The following is a 17787-nucleotide window of genomic DNA, read 5'->3' as shown; positions in this document are numbered from 1 at the left end:
GCACCACGGACGTGACGGGCACGGTGAAGCTGCCGGACAACGTCGAAATGGTCATGCCGGGCGACAACATCGCCATCGAGGTGGAGCTCATCACCCCGGTCGCGATGGAGAAGGAGCTCCGGTTCGCGGTTCGTGAAGGCGGCCGCACGGTGGGCGCGGGCGTCGTGGCTGAAATCATCGCGTAGTTCTCAGGCCATCAGCTCCTGGGGAGGGCCCAAGGGGGCCATTCCCGGGAGCCGGTGGGAATCCAGTTGCAACCCATGGGGTGTGGTGGTACACACCGCGCCCCTTCGTTCCGAAGAAACGGTTCTCTGAAATCCAGGCGTTGACGGGCGTACCGCCTCACGGTTCCCAGAGGTCGTTCAAAGAGGTTCTTGCGAATGGCGACACAGAAGATCCGCATCCGGCTGAAGGCGTACGACTCGAAGCTCCTGGACCAGAGTGCTGGGGAGATCGTCGAGACGGCCAAGCGCACGGGCGCCAAGGTGGCCGGTCCGATCCCCCTGCCGACGCGCATCAACAAGTTCACCGTGTTGCGTTCGCCGCACGTGGACAAGAAGAGCCGCGAGCAGTTTGAGATCCGCACGCACAAGCGCCTGCTCGATATCCTCGAGCCGACCCAGCAGACGCTGGACGCGCTGATGAAGCTGGATCTGTCTGCCGGCGTTGACGTCGAGATCAAGTCCTAGGAAGCGGGATGGCGTCGGAGTGGTTTCACTCTGACCCCCGAGGAAAGTGCCATGGCGAAGTTTGACGTAGTCGACCTGGATTTGAAGAAGGTGTCGGAGATCGAGCTCTCCGACGAGATCTTCGGCGCCGAGCCGAACACCCACCTGTTCTACGAGGTGGCGAAGATGCAGCAGATCAACCGGCGCCGCGGCACGGTCGGGGTGAAGAACACCTCGCTCGTCAGCGGCGGCGGCAAGAAGCCCTGGAAGCAGAAGGGCACCGGCCGCGCCCGTCAGGGCTCGATCCGCGCCTCCCACTGGGTGGGCGGCGGCAAGGCGATGGCCCCCAAGGCCCGCGACTACTTCTACCGGCCGCCCCGCAAGGTCCGCCGCGGTGCCCTGCGCGCCGTGCTGTCCCTGCGCGCCCGGGAGAAGCAGCTCATCATCCTGGACGGCTTCAAGCTGGACGCCCCGAAGTCCAAGCAGGCCTTCGAGGTGCTCACGCGCCGCATGAAGCTCCAGAACGCGCTGGTCATCGACGAGCGTGGCAACACCAACCTGCACCGCAGCGTGCGCAACCTGGCGAAGTTCGACGTGCTGCCGCCCGAGGGTCTGAACCTCGAGTCCGTGCTCAAGCACTCGCACATCGTCCTGACTTCCGCCGCCGCGAAGGCGCTCGAGGGGTCCCTGTCATGAACCTGAACGACGTCATCAAGGGCCCGCTCATCACGGAGAAGCTGGACAAGGCCCGGGAGAAGTTCCGCCAGTACTCGTTCATCGTGGACCGCAAGGCCACGAAGCACGACGTGTCCCGCGCGGTCCAGTCCCTGTTCAAGGTCACGGTGGAGGGTGTTCGCACCAACATCGTGCGTGGCAAGACGAAGCGGGTGGGCAAGAGCATCGGCCAGCGCCCCAACTTCAAGAAGGCGGTCGTCACCCTCAAGGAAGGTGACAAGATCGAACTCTTCGAAGGGGGAGCGGTCTGACGCCACTGGCGTACAGATCCGCCTGAGAGGAACACACCATGGGCATCAAGAAGTACAAGCCGACAAGCGCCGCCCGCCGTCTGATGACGGTGTCCGACTTCGCGGACATCACCAAGGACTCGCCGGAGAAGGCCCTCACCGAGCCGCTCAAGCGTTCCGGCGGCCGCAACGTCCACGGCCACATCACCCGCCGTCACCAGGGTGGCGGTCACAAGCGTCGCTACCGCACCATCGACTTCAAGCGTCGTGACAAGGACGGCGTGCCGGCCAAGGTGGTCGCGGTCGAGTACGACCCGAACCGCACGGCCAACATCGCCCTCCTGCACTACGCGGACGGCGAGAAGCGCTACATCCTGGCCCCCGTGGGCCTGGCCGTGGGCGACACCGTGTTCGCCGGCGCCACCGCCGACATCCGGCCGGGCAACAGCCTGCCGCTGCAGAACATCCCGGTGGGTACGGTCATCCACAACGTGGAGCTGAAGCCGGGCCGTGGCGCCCAGGTCATCCGCTCCGCGGGCACCTCCGGCCAGCTGATGGCGAAGGAGGAGCGCTACGCCCAGGTCCGTATGCCCTCGGGCGCCGTGCGCAAGGTGCTCATCGAGTGCCGCGCCACCGTGGGCCAGGTGGGCAACATCGAGCACGAAATCATCCGCATCGGCAAGGCGGGTAAGAGCCGCTGGCTGGGCATCCGTCCCACCGTCCGCGGTCTGGCCATGAACCCCGTTGACCACCCGCACGGTGGTGGTGAGGGTAAGTCCGGCCAGGGTAACCCGCACCCGGTGTCTCCGTGGGGCAAGAAGACCAAGGGCCTCACCACGCGCACCAACAAGCGCACCGACAAGTTCATCGTGAGCGGCCGCCGCCAGGGCGCGCGCAGCCAGTAAGAGGATTTGAAACATGGCTCGTTCGATCAAGAAGGGTCCGTTCGTTGACGATCACCTCCTCAAGAAGATCGAGGGGATGATCGCCGCGAACAAGAAGGCGGTCGTCAAGACCTGGTCCCGGCGCTCCACGATTCTCCCTGAGTTCGTGGGTCACACCTTCGCCGTTCACAACGGCAAGAAGTTCATTCCGGTGTTCGTCACGGAGAACATGGTGGGCCACAAGCTCGGCGAGTTCGCTCCTACGCGCACCTTCGGTGGGCACTCGGCGGAGAAGAAGGTCGCCAAGGCCCCGGGCAAGTAGCCCGTTCGCACGCCTGAGAGCCTGAGGAGATGACCATGGAGTCGACTGCACATCTGCGTCACCTGCGCATGAGCCCGCGCAAGCTGTCCCTCGTCGCGGCGCTCATCCGGGGCAAGCCTGTTGAGGCCGCCCTGAACATCCTGAAGTTCACCCCGCGCGCTGCTGCGCGGCCGGTGGAGAAGCTCATCAAGAGCGCCGTCGCCAACGCGACGGATCTGTCCAAGGGGCAGGTCGACGTGGATACCCTCTACGTCAAGACCATCTCCGTGGACCAGGCCGCCACCCAGCGCCGGTTCATGCCGCGCGCCATGGGTCGCGCGACGCCCATCCAGAAGAAGTCTGCCCACGTCCACGTCGTGCTGGCCGAGGCCAAGAAGTAGGACCCGTCGGGCCCCGCCCGGACGCACCAAGGAGATTCAGTTTGGGACAGAAAGTACATCCGATCGGGTTCCGGCTCGGCGTCATCAAGACCTGGGACTCCAAGTGGTTCGAGCACAAGAACTACGCCCAGTGGCTCCACGAGGACATCCGCATCCGCGAGTTCGTGAAGAAGTCGCTGAACCACGCGGGCGTGTCCAAGGTGGAGATTGAGCGCGCCGCCAACAAGGTGAAGGTCAACGTCCACACCGCGCGTCCGGGCATCGTCATCGGCAAGCGCGGCGCTGGCATCGAGACCGTCAAGAAGGACCTGCAGCAGTTCACCAAGAACGAGGTCTTCCTGAACATCGTCGAGGTCCGCAAGGCCGAGACCGACGCGCAGCTCGTGGCGGAGAACATCGCCACGCAGCTCGAGCGCCGCATCGCCTTCCGCCGCGCCATGAAGAAGGCGCTGCAGACCGCGATGAAGTTCGGGGCCAAGGGCATCCGCGTGGCCTGCTCGGGCCGCCTGGGTGGCGCCGAGATGGCCCGCTACGAGTGGTACCGCGAGGGCCGCGTGCCCCTGCACACCCTCCGCGCGGACATCGACTTCGGCTTCGCCGAGGCCAAGACGACCTACGGCAAGATTGGCTGCAAGGTCTGGATCTGCAAGGGCGAGGTCCTCCCCGGCAAGGGCGGCCAGGCCCCCCAGGCCACCAACCGGTAAGACGCCCCTGTGGGGTGGGCCCTGAAAAGCCCGCCCTGCACGCGAGGCACGAAGGACATCGACCATGCTTCAGCCTGCTCGAACCAAGTACCGCAAGATGCAGAAGGGCCGCATGTTCGGCTCGGCCCACCGCGGCAGCGACCTCACCTACGGTGAGTTCGGCCTGGTGAGCCTCCAGCCGGGATGGATCACCTCGCGCCAGATCGAGGCGGCCCGTATCGCGATGACGCGCCACGTGAAGCGCGGCGGCAAGATCTGGATCCGGATCTTCCCGGACAAGCCCATCACGAAGAAGCCCGCCGAGACCCGTATGGGTACCGGTAAGGGTGGCGTGGAGTACTACGTCGCGGTCGTCAAGCCGGGACGCGTGCTCTACGAGATGGAGGGCATGACGCAGGAGATCGCCACCGGTGCGCTGAAGCTGGCGCAGGCGAAGCTGCCGGTGCTCACCAAGATCGTGCGCCGCAGCGAGCTCTCGCTGTAGTCACGCACCGCACGGGACGGGCGCTCCACCTGGTGACAGGGGAGGGCGCCCGCCTCCCGCGCCGAGGAGACCAAGATGGCGACTGCGAAGGAACTGAAGGAACTGTCGACGGACGACCTGCAGAATCGCGCGAAGGAGCTGCGCGACACGCTGGTCCAGGATCGGCTCAAGCGTCGGACCGGCTCGCTGGACAGCCCCGCTGAGGGCGTGCAGCACCGCCGTGATCTGGCCCGCATCCTCACCGTCCTGGGCCAGAAGGCTCGGGCCGCGAAGGCGGGGTAGTAGTAGCAGTGCATCCGCGGGCATCCGGGCTCACCCGGTGTCCGTGGCCATCCGGGCAGAGGGCCCGGGTGCATGACAGACAGTGAGAACCAACATGGCTGAAGCGACCGAAACGCCCGCTGCCGAGACCTCCACCCGGGGTCGTCCCAAGACCCGCGTGGGCATCGTCACCTCCAACAAGATGCAGAAGACGGTGGTCGTCACCGTCCAGCGTCGCGCTCCCCACCCGAAGTACGGGAAGATCATGAGCCTGCGCGAGAAGTACAAGGCGCACGTCGAGGATCACGACTACCCGAAGAAGGTCACCATCAACGAGGGTGACCGGGTGCGCATCGCCGAGACCAAGCCCGCTTCGAAGGACAAGCGTTGGCGCGTGGTCGAGGTGTTGGAGAAGAGCAAGAACGTCTAGGTAGGCCACACCGCGTCCGTGCGCCATGAAGCGCGTGGACGGGTTCGAGCAAGAGGAGACTTCACATGATTCAGATGCAGAGTGTGCTCGATGTGGCCGACAACTCGGGCGCCAAGAAGGTGTTTTGCATCAAGGTTCTCGGCGGCTCCAAGCGCAAGTATGCCTCCATCGGCGACGTGATTGTCGTGTCGATCCGCGAGGCCCTGCCCAACTCCAAGGTGAAGAAGGGTGACGTGGCCAAGGCCGTCATCGTCCGCACCCGTCGCGAGGTGGGTCGTGCGGATGGCAGCTACATCAAGTTCGACGGCAACTCGGCGGTCCTCATCAACAAGGACCTGGAGCCCATCGGGACGCGCATCTTTGGGCCGGTTGCCCGTGAGCTGCGTGCCCGCAAGTTCATGAAGATCATCTCGCTGGCGCCCGAGGTCCTCTAAGAGGACGCAGGCCTGACGGCGAACAGCCAGAGTGAGGAAGCCATGCAGAAGCTGAAAGTCGGTGACACCATCCAGGTCATCTCCGGGTCTGAGCGCTCGGAGAAGACGCCGGCGACCAAGCGCGGCAAGGTGCTGAAGGTTGACCGCGAGGCGGGCCGCGTGACGGTCGAGGGCCTGCGCCTGGTCAAGCGCCACCTGCGCAAGACGCCGCAGTCCCCCGAGGGCGGCATCATCGAGAAGCCGGGCACCATCGCGCTCTCGAACGTCCAGGTGGTCTGCGCCAAGTGCGACAAGCCGACTCGCGTCGGCATCCGCAAGGAGGGGGAGTCCTCCAAGCGGTTCTGCAAGCAGTGTGACGCCCTGATTGACTAGGGGTCGGTGTTCGGGCATGTATGCGCGCCCCTTGCCCCACCAGGTGGTGGGGCAGGCGGGCGTGCACGTCCAGAGGGCTGAAATGGTTGTTCCCTCCGGGTGTTTCCACGTTCTAGACGTAGGACTGATCGGACGCGCTGGGTCCATGACGGCGCTCCGAAGCAGAGGACTGAAAAATGGCTGACGAGAAGAAGGCCGACTCGAAGGAAAAGAAGAGCAAGAAGCGCGGCAAGGAAGAAGCCAAGAAGGTCGGCTTCGCCGCGAACATCGAGGAGGGCCTCAAGGCCCGCTCGGCGCGCCTCAAGGACCGCTTCCGCGCGGAAGGCGTTCCTTCGCTCATGAAGGAGCTGGGGCTCAAGAACCCCATGGAAGTGCCGCGGCTGGAGAAGATCGTCGTCAACATGGGTCTGGGCGAGGCGCTCGCCAACAACAAGATCCTGGAGTCGGCGGTGGACCAGCTGGCAGCCATCACCGGTCAGAAGCCGGTCGTGACCCGCGCGCGCAAGTCCATCGCGAACTTCAAGCTGCGCCAGGGCCAGGCCATCGGTGCCGCCGTCACGCTGCGCGGCGACCGCATGTTCGAGTTCATGGACCGCCTCATCACCGTCGCGCTGCCGCGCGTGCGTGACTTCAAGGGCGTGTCCCCGAAGGCTTTCGACGGCAAGGGCAACTACACCCTCGGCGTGCGCGAGCAGATCATCTTCCCTGAAATCAACTACGATCAGATCGAAAAGGTGAAGGGGCTCAACATCAGCTTCGTCACCACCGCCCGGAACGACGAGCAGGGCCTCGCGCTGATGCGTCACTTCGGCATGCCGTTCCGTCAGTAACCGAGCCCAGGACTCCCATCGATCATGGCCAAGCTCTCCAAGATTGCCCAGGCGAAGCGCAAGCTGAAGTTCCCCGTGCGTCAGTACAACCGCTGCGGTCTGTGCGGTCGTCCTCGCGCCTTCCTGCGCAAGTTCAAGATGTGCCGTATCTGCCTGCGTCACCGCGCCCTGCGCGGTGAGATCACCGGCGTCACCAAGTCGTCCTGGTAGGCGCTGGACCCGGAACCCCGTCCCTGTCCTGAAGAGGGCAGGGCGGTCTGCGGTGGAAGTAGAAGGGTAGTGGCGGTCGTCGCGAACCCCCGGGATGGGCCCGGCAGGCGCGGTGGCCGCGAGCGCGGTGTGTCCCCCTGGGACCGCTGCTTTGCTTGAAGGTGCTTCATGCCGGTCAATGATCCCGTCGGCGACATGCTGACCCGCCTGCGCAACGCCTCGCGTGCGCGGCACGACAAGGTCGTCATCCCCCACTCGAAGCTCAAGGTGGAGATCGTCAAGGTCCTCAAGGACGAGGGCTACATCGGGGATTTCGCCATCCACGAGGTCGCGCCGCAGAACGAGATCACCGTTCAGCTGAAGTACGGCCCGGACCGCAGCCCTGCCATCACCGGCATCCGCCGCGTGTCCAAGCCCGGCCTGCGCCGCTACGTCGCGGTGCGCGACATCCAGCCGGTGCTCGGTGGCATGGGCATCTCCATCCTCTCCACCTCGCGCGGCATCCTGGTGGACACCGAGGCCCGGAAGCAGAAGGTCGGCGGCGAGCTGCTCTGCACGGTCTACTAGCCAGGAGCCTGGGGGATGTGCTCCGCGAGGAGCGCGCCCCGGGCGACGACAGCACGAGGCAATCATGAGTCGGATTGGAAAACTGGCGATCAAGCTTGGTGACAAGACGAAGGTCAACGTCGCCAACCAGCAGGTCAACTTTGACGGCCCCAAGGGCAAGCTGTCCGTCAAGCTCCCCGCCAAGGTGAAGGTGGAGGTGAAGGACGGCCAGGTGACGGTGCAGCGCGAGGACGATTCTCGCGAAGCCCGCAGCCTGCACGGCCTCACGCGGACCATCCTCGCCAACGCGGCGAAGGGTGTCTCCACGGGCTTCGAGCGGCGCCTGGACATCCGCGGCGTTGGTTTCCGCGCGGAAGTGAAGGGCAAGGCCATCCACTTCTCGCTCGGTTACTCCCACCCGGTGGTGTTCAACCTGCCGGAGGGCGTGACGGCGGAAGTCGACAAGGTCTCCCGCACCGAGGACAGCCTTCCCACGGTGGGGCTCACGCTCCGCTCGGCGGACAAGGAGGCCCTGGGCGCCACGGCGGTCAACATCCGCTCGCTGCGTCCGCCGGAGCCCTACAAGGGCAAGGGCATCAAGTACTCCGAGGAGCGCATCCGTCGCAAGGAGGGCAAGACCGGTACGACCTAGTCGTCGCCGCGTCTTCGCCGAGCATTCAACCCCGCCGGACCTTGAGGTCTGGCGGAATCATCCGGCGGCGGAAGGCCGCATCGCCGCCGGACGGAAAAGGAAGCAGCCATGTCCAAGACTGTCGATCAGCGCCTCAAGAGGAAGAACCGCATCCGCAAGAAGCTCTCCGGCACCACGGAGCGTCCGCGGCTGTCGGTCTACAAGAGCCTCAAGCACATCTACGCCCAGGTGGTGGACGACTCCACCGGCCGCACGCTGGCGTTCGCGTCGTCCCTGTCCAAGGAGCTGAAGGGCAAGGACGAGGGCGACAAGAAGGCCGACGCGAAGCGCGTGGGCTCCCTCATCGCGGAGAAGTGCAAGGCCGCCAACGTCGATGCGGTGGTGTTCGACCGCAACGGCTTCCCTTACCATGGGCGCATCGCCGCCGTGGCTGACGCCGCGCGCGAGGCCGGCCTGAAGTTCTAGGTACCAGAAAGGAATTCCTCAAGTGGCAACTCCGATCAATCCGAACGATCTGGACCTGACCGACCGCGTGGTGAATATCAACCGCGTGGCCAAGGTGGTGAAGGGTGGCCGCCGGTTCTCGTTCGCCGCGCTCGTCGTGGTGGGCGATGGCAACGGGCACGTGGGCGTGGGCCTGGGCAAGGCCAACGAGGTCCCCGAAGCCATCCGCAAGGGCGGCGAGAACGCGAAGAAGAACCTGTTCCGCGTTCCGCGCATGGGTCACACCATCCCGCACGAGATCCTGGGGCACTTCGGTGCCGGCTGGGTGCTCCTGAAGCCGGCCTCCGAAGGTACGGGCGTCATCGCCGGTGGCGCGGTGCGCGCGGTGCTGGAGGCGGCGGGCATCCGCAACATCCTGACCAAGAGCCAGGGTTCGCGGAATCCGCACAACGTGCTGAAGGCCACGGTTGCGGGCCTGAAGCTGCTGCGCAGCGCGGAGCAGGTCGCGCGGCTGCGTGGCAAGGACGTCGAGACCCAGAAGCTCGCGGGCGAGGCGAGGGGCTAGTCATGGCGCTCAAGGTTAAGCTGACGAAGAGCTACTCGGGTTCTTCCGAGGACATGCTGGCCACCATCAAGGGCCTCGGTCTGAAGAAGTTCGGCGACGAGCGGCTGTTGAAGGACACCCCGGCGGTGCGCGGCATGGTGTTCAAGGTGAAGCACCTGGTCTCCCTGGAGACGGTCAGCCAGGAGGCCCCGGCGCCCAAGCGCCGCAAGCCCCGGAAGATTGTCGCCCGGGACCGCGCCCTGGAGCGCCTGGCCGCCACGGCCAAGGCCTGAGAACTGAGGATTCGACATGAGCATCCTGACCAATCTGAAGCGCCCTGAGGGCTCCTGGCACCGCAAGAAGCGCGTGGGCCGTGGCCAGGGTAGCGGCCTGGGCAAGACGGCCGGCCGCGGCGGCAAGGGCCAGAAGGCCCGCTCCGGCAACATGCGGTTCGAAGGCTTCGAAGGCGGCCAGAGCCCGCTGCAGCGCCGTCTGCCGAAGTTCGGCTTCAACCCGCCCAACCGGACCTCCTACGCCATCGTCAACCTGGGCGACCTGGAGCACGTGTTCGACGCGGGCGCCATGGTGGACGAGGCCGCGCTGAAGCAGGCGGGCCTGGTCAAGGGCCGTTATGACGGCATCAAGGTCCTGGCGCACGGCGAACTCGCCAAGAAGCTCACCGTGAAGGTGAACAAGGTGTCCGCGGCGGCTCGCGAGAACATCGAGAAGGCGGGCGGCTCCGTGGAGGAGCTCCCCCTGATGGCGCACAAGCCGGAGTCGGCCGCCAAGGCCCACGCCGGCAAGGGCGTCAAGGCTCCTCGCCAGCCCCGGGCGTAGGCGTGACCGGCGCGCATCACGGCAGTGTGGTGCGCGCCTCCAGCCTTGTGTAGGCTTCCGCGCCCCTTTCCGGAACCGGAGAGGGGCGTTTGTTGTTGCTGGCAGAACCTCTTGAAGAGGATGGCATTACCGTGGCCCTGAACGCCTTCGCCAACGTCTTCCGCATCGCGGAGCTGCGCAGCCGGCTTGCGTACACGCTCGTGCTGCTGTCCGTCTACCGCATCGGCATCTTCATCAACACGCCGGGCGTGGACCGCTCCGCGATGAACGCGTTCATGGACGCCCAGAAACAATCGGGCGGCCTCGTGTCGCTGTTCAACCTCTTCTCCGGCGGCGCGCTGGAGCAGATGTCCATCTTCGGTCTGGGCATCATGCCGTACGTGAGCGCCTCCATCATCATCCAGCTCCTCGCGGTGGTGGTGCCCAGCCTGGAGCGCCTGCAGAAGGAAGGCGCCGCGGGCCGCCAGAAGATCAACCAGTACACGCGCTACGGCAGCATCCTGCTGTCGGTCGTGCAGGGCGTGGGCATCTCGCGGTGGCTGGCCTCGCTGGGCCGCTCCGACGCGGGGCAGGGCGGCTTCAACCAGGTGGTGGTGCCCAACGACAACCTCTGGTTCACCTTCATGACGGTGGTGAGCCTCACGGCGGGCACGGCCTTCATCATGTGGCTGGGCGAGCGCATCACCGAGCGCGGCATCGGCAACGGCATCTCGCTCATCATCTTCGCGGGCATCGTGGCGCGTGTGCTGCCCGGCGCGAAGCAGCTGCTGGACCTGACGACGCAGGAAGTGGTGAACGTGGCCGCGGTGCTGGGCCTGCTCTTCTTCATGCTCCTCATCATCGGCGTGGTGGTCTACGTGGAGCGGGGCATGCGGCGCGTGCCCATCCAGTACGCCAAGCGCATGGCGGGCCGTCGCATGTTCGCGGGCCAGGCCACGTACTTCCCCATGAAGGTGAACGCCTCGGGCGTGATTCCCCCCATCTTCGCCGGCGCGGTGCTGTCCTTCCCGGCGACGCTGGGCGCGTGGTTCCCCTTCCTGCAGGGCTTCCAGCGCGGCATCGAGGGCAACCTCTGGGTCTACAACGGCCTGTTCGTGCTGCTGGTGGTGTTCTTCTCCTACTTCTACACGGCGCTGACCTTCCGGCCGGATGACGTGGCGGACAACATCAAGAAGCAGGGTGGCTACATCCCCGGCATCCGCCCGGGCCGCCAGACGGCGGAGTTCATCGAGCGCACGCTCAACCGCCTCACGTTCGGTGGCGCCATCTACCTGGCCATCATCTGCGTGATTCCGTCCGTCATCAGCAGCGTGCTGGGCGTGCGGTTCACCTTCGGCGGCACGGCGCTCCTCATCGTGGTGGGCGTGGCGCTGGACACGGTGCAGCAGATCGAAGGCCACCTCATCAGCCGCAACTACGAAGGCTTCGCGGGTCCGCGCGGTCCGCGCATCCGTGGTCGGGTCCGCGTGGCGGCCTGACGGCAGTCGGTTGTGTTCCGGGCGCCTCTCCCCATTGGTGGGGAGGGGCGCCTCGTCGTTCAAGGGTGGACGTAGGTACAAAGGAGCGACATGAACCTCATCCTCTTGGGGCCGCCGAACGCCGGGAAGGGAACCCAGGCGAAGAAGCTCTACGCGGACTTCCAGATTCCGCAGATCTCCACCGGCGACATCCTCCGCAAGGCCGTGAAGGAGGGCACGCCGCTGGGCAAGGTGGCCGGGCCGCTGATGGCCGCGGGGCAGTACGTCCCGGACGACGTCGTCATCGGCATCGTGGAGGAGCGGCTGAAGGAGCCGGACGTGGCCCAGGGCTTCGTGCTCGACGGCTTCCCCCGCACCCCGGGACAGGCGGACGCGCTGGACCGGATGCTGGAGCGGCTGGGCAAGCAGCTCAACGCAGTGGTGTCGCTCGAGGTCCCGCACTCAACGTTGGTCGAGCGTGGCTCGGGCCGGCGGGTGTGCCCCAATGACGGGGCCGTCTACCACGTCACCCAGAGCCCCCCGAAGCGCGCGGGCCTGTGCGACAAGTGCAGCACGGAGCTCGTGCAGCGCCCGGACGATACGCCGGAGGTCATCGAGAAGCGCCTCCAGAAGTACGACGCGGAGACGTCCCCCCTGAAGGACTTCTACGCGAAGAAGGGGCTGCTCAAGAGCGTGGACGGCGTCGGGTCTCCAGAGGGCATCTACGAGGAGATCAAGAAGGCCGCCGGCCGTCCTGCCTGAACCAGGGCAGGCAGCGGGGCGGGGGCAGGGCCGGTCCGGACTGCCGCCCCACCGGTCGCGGGTTCCCACAGTGCAGCAGGCCGGTAGGGAAAGGGGCGCATGAACCCGGTGGAGCTCAAGAGCCCCGACGAGATCGCCCTGATGCGGGAGGCGGGCCGGATCGTCTGTGAAATCCTCGATGAGCTGGAGAAGGCGGTGGCCCCTGGCGTCTCCACCTGGGACCTGGACGCCCTGGCGGAGAAGCTCATCGCGCAGAAGGGGGCCAGGCCGGCGTTCAAGGGCTACCACGGCTTCCCGGGCGTCCTATGCGCCTCCGTGAATCAGGAGGTCGTCCACGGCATCCCCAACCGCAAGCGCCGGTTGGTGGCCGGGGACCTGATGAAGCTGGACTTCGGGGTCGCCTACCGGGGGTTCTTCGGGGACTCGGCGCGCACGGTGCCGGTGGGGAAGGTGAGTGGGGAGGCCCAGGCCCTGGTGGACGCCACCCGGCAGTCGCTGGAGAAGGCCATCCAGGTGATGCAGCCGGGCAACCGGATTGGCGACATTGGCCACGCGGTGCAGCGCCACGTGGAGTCGAGGGGGTTCTCCGTGGTCCGGGACTTCACGGGGCACGGGATTGGACGGAAGCTGCACGAGCCGCCCCAGGTTCCCAACTATGGGCAGCCGGGGGCGGGGATGAAGCTGCGGCCGGGCATGGTCCTGGCGGTGGAACCGATGGTGAACCAGGGAACGCCCGACGTGGAGGTCCTGGAAGACGAGTGGACGGCCGTCACCGTGGACGGCAAGTTGTCCGCCCACTTCGAGCACACCATCCTGATCTCGGAGCGGGGGCCGGAAGTGTTGACCCGGCGGGGATGAAGGGCCGGACGCCGGGTGAAATAGGGTGATGTCAGAAGGTGTTGATAGATGTCCAGATTTCAGATCGCGCGGCGCTTGCTACTTACGGACCAAAGTGTTATCCCGCCGCGCTTCCAGAAGGTTCGTGGTCCGGGAAGAAGGTTGACGCTTGCCGAAGGATGATTCCATCGAAGTCGAGGGGACCGTCATGGAACCCCTACCGAACGCGATGTTCCGCGTGGTGCTGGACAACGGCCACAAGGTGCTCGCGCACATCTCGGGCAAGATGCGGATGCACTTCATCCGTATCCTCCCGGGCGACAAGGTGAAGGTCGAGTTGTCGCCGTATGACCTGACCCGCGGCCGGATCACGTACCGGGCCAAGTAATTTCGGGCCGGCCGCCTGTGCGGACCGGCTGTTGTGCTTTTCTCCGCTGCTGAAGGAAGGAAGTTCGCTCCATGAAGGTTCGGGCGTCCGTCAAGAAGATCTGCGACAAGTGCAAGGTTGTTCGCCGCAAGGGCATCGTGCGCGTCATCTGCGCCTCCAACCCCCGGCACAAGCAGCGCCAGGGCTAAGAGTCCCCAGGGACTCTTGGCCTCAGACCAACTCCAAACGAAGGAAGACCGAAGATGGCTCGTATCGCCGGCATCGATCTGCCGCCCAACAAGCGTGCGGTGATCTCGCTTCAGTACATCTACGGGATCGGTAACAAGACCGCGCACGACATCATCACCGAGGCGGGCATCGATCTCACCACCCGGACCAAGGACCTCACCGAGGACCAGGCCCGAAAGATCCGTGAGATCATCGAGGCCAAGTACAAGGTCGAGGGTGACCTCCGGCGTGAAGTGACCATGAACATCAAGCGGCTGATGGACCTGGGTTGCTACCGGGGCCTGCGTCACCGCAAGGGTCTTCCGGTCCGCGGCCAGCGCACCCACACCAACGCGCGTACCCGCAAGGGTCCCAAGCGCGGCATCGTTCGCGCGAAGCCGGCCGCTCCGGCCCGCTAAACCCTCTGGCGCCCGCAGCCTCGCTTCGTGTGAGGCGCGGGCGTTGATCACCTACTCCCAGGAGCAGCGATTCACATGGCTGACGAGATCAATACCGCCGCCGCGCCGGCCGGTGCCGAGGGTGGCGAGACCCCTGCGGCGAAGAAGAACAAGCGCAAGGGCAAGAAGAACATCCTGAACGGCGTGGTCCACATCCAGTCCACGTTCAACAACACCATCATCACGATCACGGATGTGTCCGGGAACGTGATCTCCTGGTCGTCGGCCGGGGCGCGCGGCTTCAAGGGCAGCCGCAAGTCCACGCCGTTCGCGGCGCAGGTGGCCGCTGGCGACGCCGCGGCGAAGGCGATGGAGCACGGCCTGAAGACCGTGACGGTGTTCGTGAAGGGCCCGGGCGCGGGCCGTGAGTCGGCGCTGCGCGCGCTGGCCGCCGCCGGCCTGAAGATCAGCCTCATCCGCGACGTGACGCCCATCCCGCACAACGGCTGCCGTCAGCCCAAGCGCCGCCGCGTCTAATCACCGCTTCGGGCCGGGGACCCGCCTCGCGGCGGGCCCGGCTCCAGACCATCTGCAAGGAGAGTTTCCGTGGCTCGTTATACCGCGAGCGCCTGCCGTATCTGCCGGCGCGAGAACCTGAAGATGTACCTCAAGGGCGACCGTTGCTACACGGACAAGTGCGCCATCGAGCGCCGCCCCTATCCCCCCGGTCAGCACGGCCAGGGCCGCGTGAAGTTCTCCGGCTACGGCGTGCAGCTGCGCGAGAAGCAGAAGGTCAAGCGCATGTACGGCCTGCTCGAGAACCAGTTCCGCGGGTACTACCACCGCGCGTCCGCGGCCAAGGGCAAGACGGGTGAGAACCTGCTGCAGCAGCTGGAGCTCCGCCTGGACAACGTGGTGTTCCGCATGGGCTTCGCGGACACGCGCAACGAGGCGCGCCAGCTGGTGCGTCACGGTCACTTCCAGGTCAACGGCCGCCGGGTGAACATCCCGTCGTTCGCCGTGAAGCCGGGCAGCGCCGTGGAAGTCGCCGAGAAGAGCCGCAAGGTGCTCCGCATCTCCGAGGCGCTGGAGACGGTGGACCGCCGTGGCGTGCCGCAGTGGATCGACCTGGACAAGAAGGCGTTCAAGGGCACGGTCAAGACGGTCCCGAACCGCGAGGACCTGACCATGCCCATCCAGGAGCAGCTCATCGTCGAACTGTACTCGAAGTAAGCAGGGATGCCGGGCCCGCCTCGCGGTGGGCCCCTCCCGCGGTGGACGCCCTGGCCGACGAGGCCGGGGCGTCGTCGCTTTGTCGCCTGTCGTTTCATCGCCTGGAGGGTGCGTCCTGCGCGCGCCGGGCGAGGTTGTTAGGCAGTCCCCCCGCGTGCCCGTCCTCCCGTCACCCTGACGGGGAAGTGGGTGATGGCGCACGACCAGAGGAGCAGTCCCCATGGCCGACACGTTTGTTGCGAAGAACTGGCGCGACCTCATCAAGCCGCGCCGCATGGAAGTGGACCAGGACTCGCTGAGCCCCACGTACGGCAAGTTCGTGGCGGAGCCGCTGGAGCGCGGCTTCGGGACGACGCTGGGCAACTCGCTGCGGCGGGTGCTGCTGTCGTCGCTGCAGGGCGCGGCCATCACCTCCGTGAAGATTGAGGGCGTGGACCACGAGTTCACGACCATCCCCGAGGTGGCCGAGGACGTCACGGACGTCGTGTTGAACCTGAAGGAGGTCCTCCTCCGGATGCACACGAACGAGACGAAGACGCTGCGCATCGAGGTGGAGGGCCCCAAGGAAGTGAAGGCGGGCGACCTCATCGCGGACCAGGACGTGGAGATCCTCAACCCGGGGCACCACATCTGCACCGTGTCCGAGGGTGGCAAGGTGCGCATGGAGCTGACGTGCCGCCGGGGCCGGGGCTACGTGCCGGCGTCCACCAACAAGGTGGCGGGCGCGCCCATCGGGACCATCCCCATCGACTCGCTCTTCTCGCCCATCCGCAAGGTGAACTACCAGGTCACCAACGCGCGCGTCGGTCAGGTCACGGACTACGACAAGCTGTCGCTCGAGATCTGGACGGACGGCTCCGTGGTGCCGCAGGACGCGGTGGCGTACGCGGCGAAGATCATCAAGGAGCAGCTCACGGTGTTCGTGAACTTCGACGAGACCGAGGAACCGGTCGTCGCCGAGGCGCCGAAGGAAGAGGCGAAGCTCAACGAGAACCTGTTCCGCTCGGTGGACGAGCTGGAGCTGTCGGTGCGCTCCGCCAACTGCCTGCAGCAGGCGAACATCAAGTCCATCGGTGACCTGGTCCAGCGCACCGAGGCGGAGATGCTCAAGACGAAGAACTTCGGCCGCAAGTCCTTGAAGGAGATCAAGGAGATCCTCGCGGAGATGGGCCTGTCGCTGGGCATGAAGCTGGAGAACTGGCCGCCGAAGAACGCGCCGGCTCCCGCGGCCCCCAAGGCCTAGAGCGTCGTCGTTTCCTGAAGCACCTGCCCTGGCTGCCCGCCGACACGGCTTCACGGTGGCGCGAAGGCAGGGGGCCCTGGTACACAGGGCCCGATTCAACGACGGCCCCTGTGTCGGGGCCGTCCTTCCCACCCGGTACCTGATACGGCCGGAGTGGTGGGGTTCTCGGACAGAGGCCCCGGAGCACGCGCATGCGCCATAAGGTCGGACAGAGGAAGCTGCACCGCACCACGAGCCACCGTCTCGCGATGCTGAACAACATGGTCACGTCCCTGCTGGAGCACGGGGCCATCCGCACCACCGTTCCCAAGGCGAAGGAAGTCCGTCCGCTGGCCGAGCGCATCATCACGCTCGCGAAGCGCGGTGGCCTGTCCAACGTGCGCCTTGCTGCCCGCACCGTGAAGGACCGCACGGTCCTCCAGAAGGTGTTCAGCGAGTACAAGGAGCGTTACGCCTCCCGTCCGGGTGGCTACACCCGCATCGTGCGCCTGGGCTTCCGCCGTGGCGACGCCGCGGAGATGGCCCTCATCGAGCTGGTGGACCGTCCCGCGAAGGCTCCGGCCGCCGCCGAGACGACCGAGGCTCCCGCCGCCGAGGCGAAGACCGAGGGTTGAGCCGTTCCCCGCGCCCGGGTCTCGCGTGAGTGAGGCCCGGCCGGACTGAAGAAGCACCCAGGGCGCCTTCCTGCTTCAGGAGGGCGCCCTTCGTGTTTTTCCGGAGGCTATTTCTTCGGCGCCAAGAGGCGCTTCCACTCCTCCTGGAGAGAGGGCGTGAGGTCGGCGTTGTCGTCCGCGCTCTTCATGGTCAGCGCCTGGAAGCGGAGGTCCGCGGGCGCGGCGCCGCCGCTCTTGCCCAGCAGCTGCTTGGGCGTGATGGTGACGAAGTTGCCGGGCTGCACCTCCGCCACCACCGCCTTGTACTCGTTGTTCACGGTGATGATGACGTCGCGCCAGACGTCCTTGCTCTCGTTCCAGATGGTGACGGAGGGCCGGTCCAGCTTGTCGCTGAGCACCAGGCGCGCGTCCATGTCACCCGTGTCCAGGGAGCTGCCCGGGCACGCGATGCCGAGGCTGGCGACGGACAGGACGAGCCAGCCCGCGACGATGCCGGCCTTGTACTTGAAGAAGCGGTCGCTCGCGCGGAAGTCCGCGAGCTGCTCCTTCAGGATGGAGAAGGCGTTGAGGACGACGTTGGACGTCTCCGCCGCGACGCGCTTGCCCAGCGGGCCCTCCGTCTTGGGCTTCTCCAGCGGGGCCGCGCGGGCGGCGCTCACGGCGCGCATGCCGGGGCTGGTG

At 66.2% G+C, this 17787-nt stretch carries 31 protein-coding genes and 1 pseudogene; 31 read left to right on the top strand and 1 reads right to left on the bottom strand.

Annotated elements, in window-relative coordinates:
* The 31 genes and pseudogenes from tuf to rplQ all read left to right on the top strand — a co-directional run.
* Positions 1-185, top strand: a pseudogene (gene tuf, locus D7X55_RS18635) (elongation factor Tu); the annotation flags it as partial.
* A 195-nt stretch (positions 186-380) separates the two neighbouring features.
* Entirely contained in the window at positions 381-689 is a 309-nt protein-coding gene (gene rpsJ / locus D7X55_RS18630) for a 30S ribosomal protein S10 (RefSeq protein ID WP_002633608.1), read from the top strand.
* Positions 690-740: 51 nt separating this feature from the next.
* On the top strand, positions 741-1364 hold the full coding sequence (gene rplD, locus D7X55_RS18625) for a 50S ribosomal protein L4 (RefSeq protein WP_120523549.1): 624 nt from the start codon (positions 741-743) through the stop codon (positions 1362-1364).
* Positions 1361-1654 (top strand): 50S ribosomal protein L23, encoded by a 294-nt coding sequence (locus D7X55_RS18620; RefSeq protein WP_120523548.1) that lies wholly within the window; start codon positions 1361-1363, stop codon positions 1652-1654. Before rplD ends, D7X55_RS18620 begins: the two co-directional genes overlap by 4 nt.
* A 38-nt stretch (positions 1655-1692) precedes the next feature.
* Entirely contained in the window at positions 1693-2538 is an 846-nt protein-coding gene (gene rplB / locus D7X55_RS18615; protein WP_120552134.1) for a 50S ribosomal protein L2, read from the top strand.
* A gap of 13 nt (positions 2539-2551) precedes the next feature.
* Positions 2552-2839: a 30S ribosomal protein S19 gene (gene rpsS / locus D7X55_RS18610; protein ID WP_014395864.1), complete on the top strand. Its 288-nt coding sequence runs from the start codon at positions 2552-2554 to the stop codon at positions 2837-2839.
* Between the two features lie 35 nt (positions 2840-2874).
* Positions 2875-3219: a 50S ribosomal protein L22 gene (rplV, locus tag D7X55_RS18605; RefSeq protein WP_014395865.1), complete on the top strand. Its 345-nt coding sequence runs from the start codon at positions 2875-2877 to the stop codon at positions 3217-3219.
* Positions 3220-3260: 41 nt separating this feature from the next.
* A complete protein-coding gene (gene rpsC, locus D7X55_RS18600; protein WP_014395866.1) occupies positions 3261-3923 on the top strand; it encodes a 30S ribosomal protein S3 in 663 nt (220 codons plus the stop codon).
* A gap of 64 nt (positions 3924-3987) precedes the next feature.
* Positions 3988-4407, top strand: coding sequence for a 50S ribosomal protein L16 (gene rplP / locus D7X55_RS18595; protein ID WP_014395867.1), 420 nt, complete (start codon positions 3988-3990; stop codon positions 4405-4407).
* Between the two features lie 75 nt (positions 4408-4482).
* On the top strand, positions 4483-4689 hold the full coding sequence (gene rpmC, locus D7X55_RS18590; protein ID WP_120552133.1) for a 50S ribosomal protein L29: 207 nt from the start codon (positions 4483-4485) through the stop codon (positions 4687-4689).
* Between the two features lie 94 nt (positions 4690-4783).
* Positions 4784-5098 (top strand): 30S ribosomal protein S17, encoded by a 315-nt coding sequence (gene rpsQ / locus D7X55_RS18585; RefSeq protein ID WP_014395869.1) that lies wholly within the window; start codon positions 4784-4786, stop codon positions 5096-5098.
* A gap of 65 nt (positions 5099-5163) precedes the next feature.
* On the top strand, positions 5164-5532 hold the full coding sequence (rplN, locus tag D7X55_RS18580; protein WP_014395870.1) for a 50S ribosomal protein L14: 369 nt from the start codon (positions 5164-5166) through the stop codon (positions 5530-5532).
* Positions 5533-5574: 42 nt separating this feature from the next.
* On the top strand, positions 5575-5904 hold the full coding sequence (gene rplX, locus D7X55_RS18575) for a 50S ribosomal protein L24 (RefSeq protein ID WP_014395871.1): 330 nt from the start codon (positions 5575-5577) through the stop codon (positions 5902-5904).
* 176 nt (positions 5905-6080) lie between these two features.
* Positions 6081-6734 (top strand): 50S ribosomal protein L5, encoded by a 654-nt coding sequence (rplE, locus tag D7X55_RS18570; RefSeq protein WP_120552132.1) that lies wholly within the window; start codon positions 6081-6083, stop codon positions 6732-6734.
* Between the two features lie 24 nt (positions 6735-6758).
* Positions 6759-6944 (top strand): type Z 30S ribosomal protein S14, encoded by a 186-nt coding sequence (locus tag D7X55_RS18565; RefSeq protein WP_014395873.1) that lies wholly within the window; start codon positions 6759-6761, stop codon positions 6942-6944.
* Positions 6945-7112: 168 nt separating this feature from the next.
* Positions 7113-7511: a 30S ribosomal protein S8 gene (gene rpsH, locus D7X55_RS18560; RefSeq protein WP_120552131.1), complete on the top strand. Its 399-nt coding sequence runs from the start codon at positions 7113-7115 to the stop codon at positions 7509-7511.
* A gap of 64 nt (positions 7512-7575) precedes the next feature.
* A complete protein-coding gene (rplF, locus tag D7X55_RS18555; RefSeq protein WP_120552130.1) occupies positions 7576-8142 on the top strand; it encodes a 50S ribosomal protein L6 in 567 nt (188 codons plus the stop codon).
* Positions 8143-8250: 108 nt separating this feature from the next.
* Entirely contained in the window at positions 8251-8607 is a 357-nt protein-coding gene (gene rplR / locus D7X55_RS18550) for a 50S ribosomal protein L18 (protein WP_014395876.1), read from the top strand.
* A 22-nt stretch (positions 8608-8629) separates the two neighbouring features.
* Positions 8630-9151 (top strand): 30S ribosomal protein S5, encoded by a 522-nt coding sequence (rpsE, locus tag D7X55_RS18545; protein WP_014395877.1) that lies wholly within the window; start codon positions 8630-8632, stop codon positions 9149-9151.
* A gap of 2 nt (positions 9152-9153) precedes the next feature.
* A complete protein-coding gene (gene rpmD / locus D7X55_RS18540) occupies positions 9154-9423 on the top strand; it encodes a 50S ribosomal protein L30 (RefSeq protein ID WP_120552129.1) in 270 nt (89 codons plus the stop codon).
* Positions 9424-9439: 16 nt separating this feature from the next.
* Complete coding sequence (gene rplO / locus D7X55_RS18535; protein WP_120552128.1) at positions 9440-9967, top strand: 50S ribosomal protein L15; 528 nt, start codon at positions 9440-9442, stop codon at positions 9965-9967.
* Positions 9968-10098: 131 nt separating this feature from the next.
* Positions 10099-11445, top strand: coding sequence for a preprotein translocase subunit SecY (gene secY, locus D7X55_RS18530; RefSeq protein ID WP_120552127.1), 1347 nt, complete (start codon positions 10099-10101; stop codon positions 11443-11445).
* A gap of 90 nt (positions 11446-11535) precedes the next feature.
* Entirely contained in the window at positions 11536-12186 is a 651-nt protein-coding gene (locus D7X55_RS18525; protein ID WP_120552126.1) for an adenylate kinase, read from the top strand.
* 99 nt (positions 12187-12285) lie between these two features.
* Positions 12286-13044 carry a type I methionyl aminopeptidase gene (gene map / locus D7X55_RS18520; RefSeq protein WP_120552125.1) on the top strand — a complete coding sequence of 253 codons (759 nt, stop codon included), beginning with the start codon at positions 12286-12288 and terminating at the stop codon, positions 13042-13044.
* Positions 13045-13192: 148 nt separating this feature from the next.
* Positions 13193-13411, top strand: coding sequence for a translation initiation factor IF-1 (infA, locus tag D7X55_RS18515; protein ID WP_002614803.1), 219 nt, complete (start codon positions 13193-13195; stop codon positions 13409-13411).
* 71 nt (positions 13412-13482) lie between these two features.
* On the top strand, positions 13483-13599 hold the full coding sequence (rpmJ, locus tag D7X55_RS18510; protein WP_002633586.1) for a 50S ribosomal protein L36: 117 nt from the start codon (positions 13483-13485) through the stop codon (positions 13597-13599).
* Between the two features lie 54 nt (positions 13600-13653).
* Positions 13654-14037: a 30S ribosomal protein S13 gene (rpsM, locus tag D7X55_RS18505; RefSeq protein WP_120552124.1), complete on the top strand. Its 384-nt coding sequence runs from the start codon at positions 13654-13656 to the stop codon at positions 14035-14037.
* A 75-nt stretch (positions 14038-14112) separates the two neighbouring features.
* Positions 14113-14553 carry a 30S ribosomal protein S11 gene (gene rpsK / locus D7X55_RS18500; protein ID WP_120523531.1) on the top strand — a complete coding sequence of 147 codons (441 nt, stop codon included), beginning with the start codon at positions 14113-14115 and terminating at the stop codon, positions 14551-14553.
* A gap of 69 nt (positions 14554-14622) precedes the next feature.
* Positions 14623-15249 (top strand): 30S ribosomal protein S4, encoded by a 627-nt coding sequence (rpsD, locus tag D7X55_RS18495; RefSeq protein WP_014395885.1) that lies wholly within the window; start codon positions 14623-14625, stop codon positions 15247-15249.
* 220 nt (positions 15250-15469) lie between these two features.
* On the top strand, positions 15470-16492 hold the full coding sequence (locus D7X55_RS18490; protein ID WP_120552123.1) for a DNA-directed RNA polymerase subunit alpha: 1023 nt from the start codon (positions 15470-15472) through the stop codon (positions 16490-16492).
* Positions 16493-16683: 191 nt separating this feature from the next.
* Positions 16684-17106, top strand: a complete 423-nt coding sequence (gene rplQ, locus D7X55_RS18485; RefSeq protein WP_120552122.1) for a 50S ribosomal protein L17 — start codon at positions 16684-16686, stop codon at positions 17104-17106.
* A gap of 107 nt (positions 17107-17213) precedes the next feature.
* Here rplQ and D7X55_RS18480 read toward each other — a convergent pair.
* A partial coding sequence (locus tag D7X55_RS18480; protein ID WP_121723771.1) for a hypothetical protein occupies positions 17214-17787 on the bottom strand: 574 nt, incomplete at its 5' end.

Origin of the sequence: Corallococcus sp. AB049A (assembly GCF_003668885.1) — a bacterium.
Lineage (GTDB): Bacteria > Myxococcota > Myxococcia > Myxococcales > Myxococcaceae > Corallococcus > Corallococcus interemptor.
The sequence above is the reverse complement of the archived record's forward strand: the minus strand, read 5'-3'. Positions and strand labels throughout refer to the sequence as shown.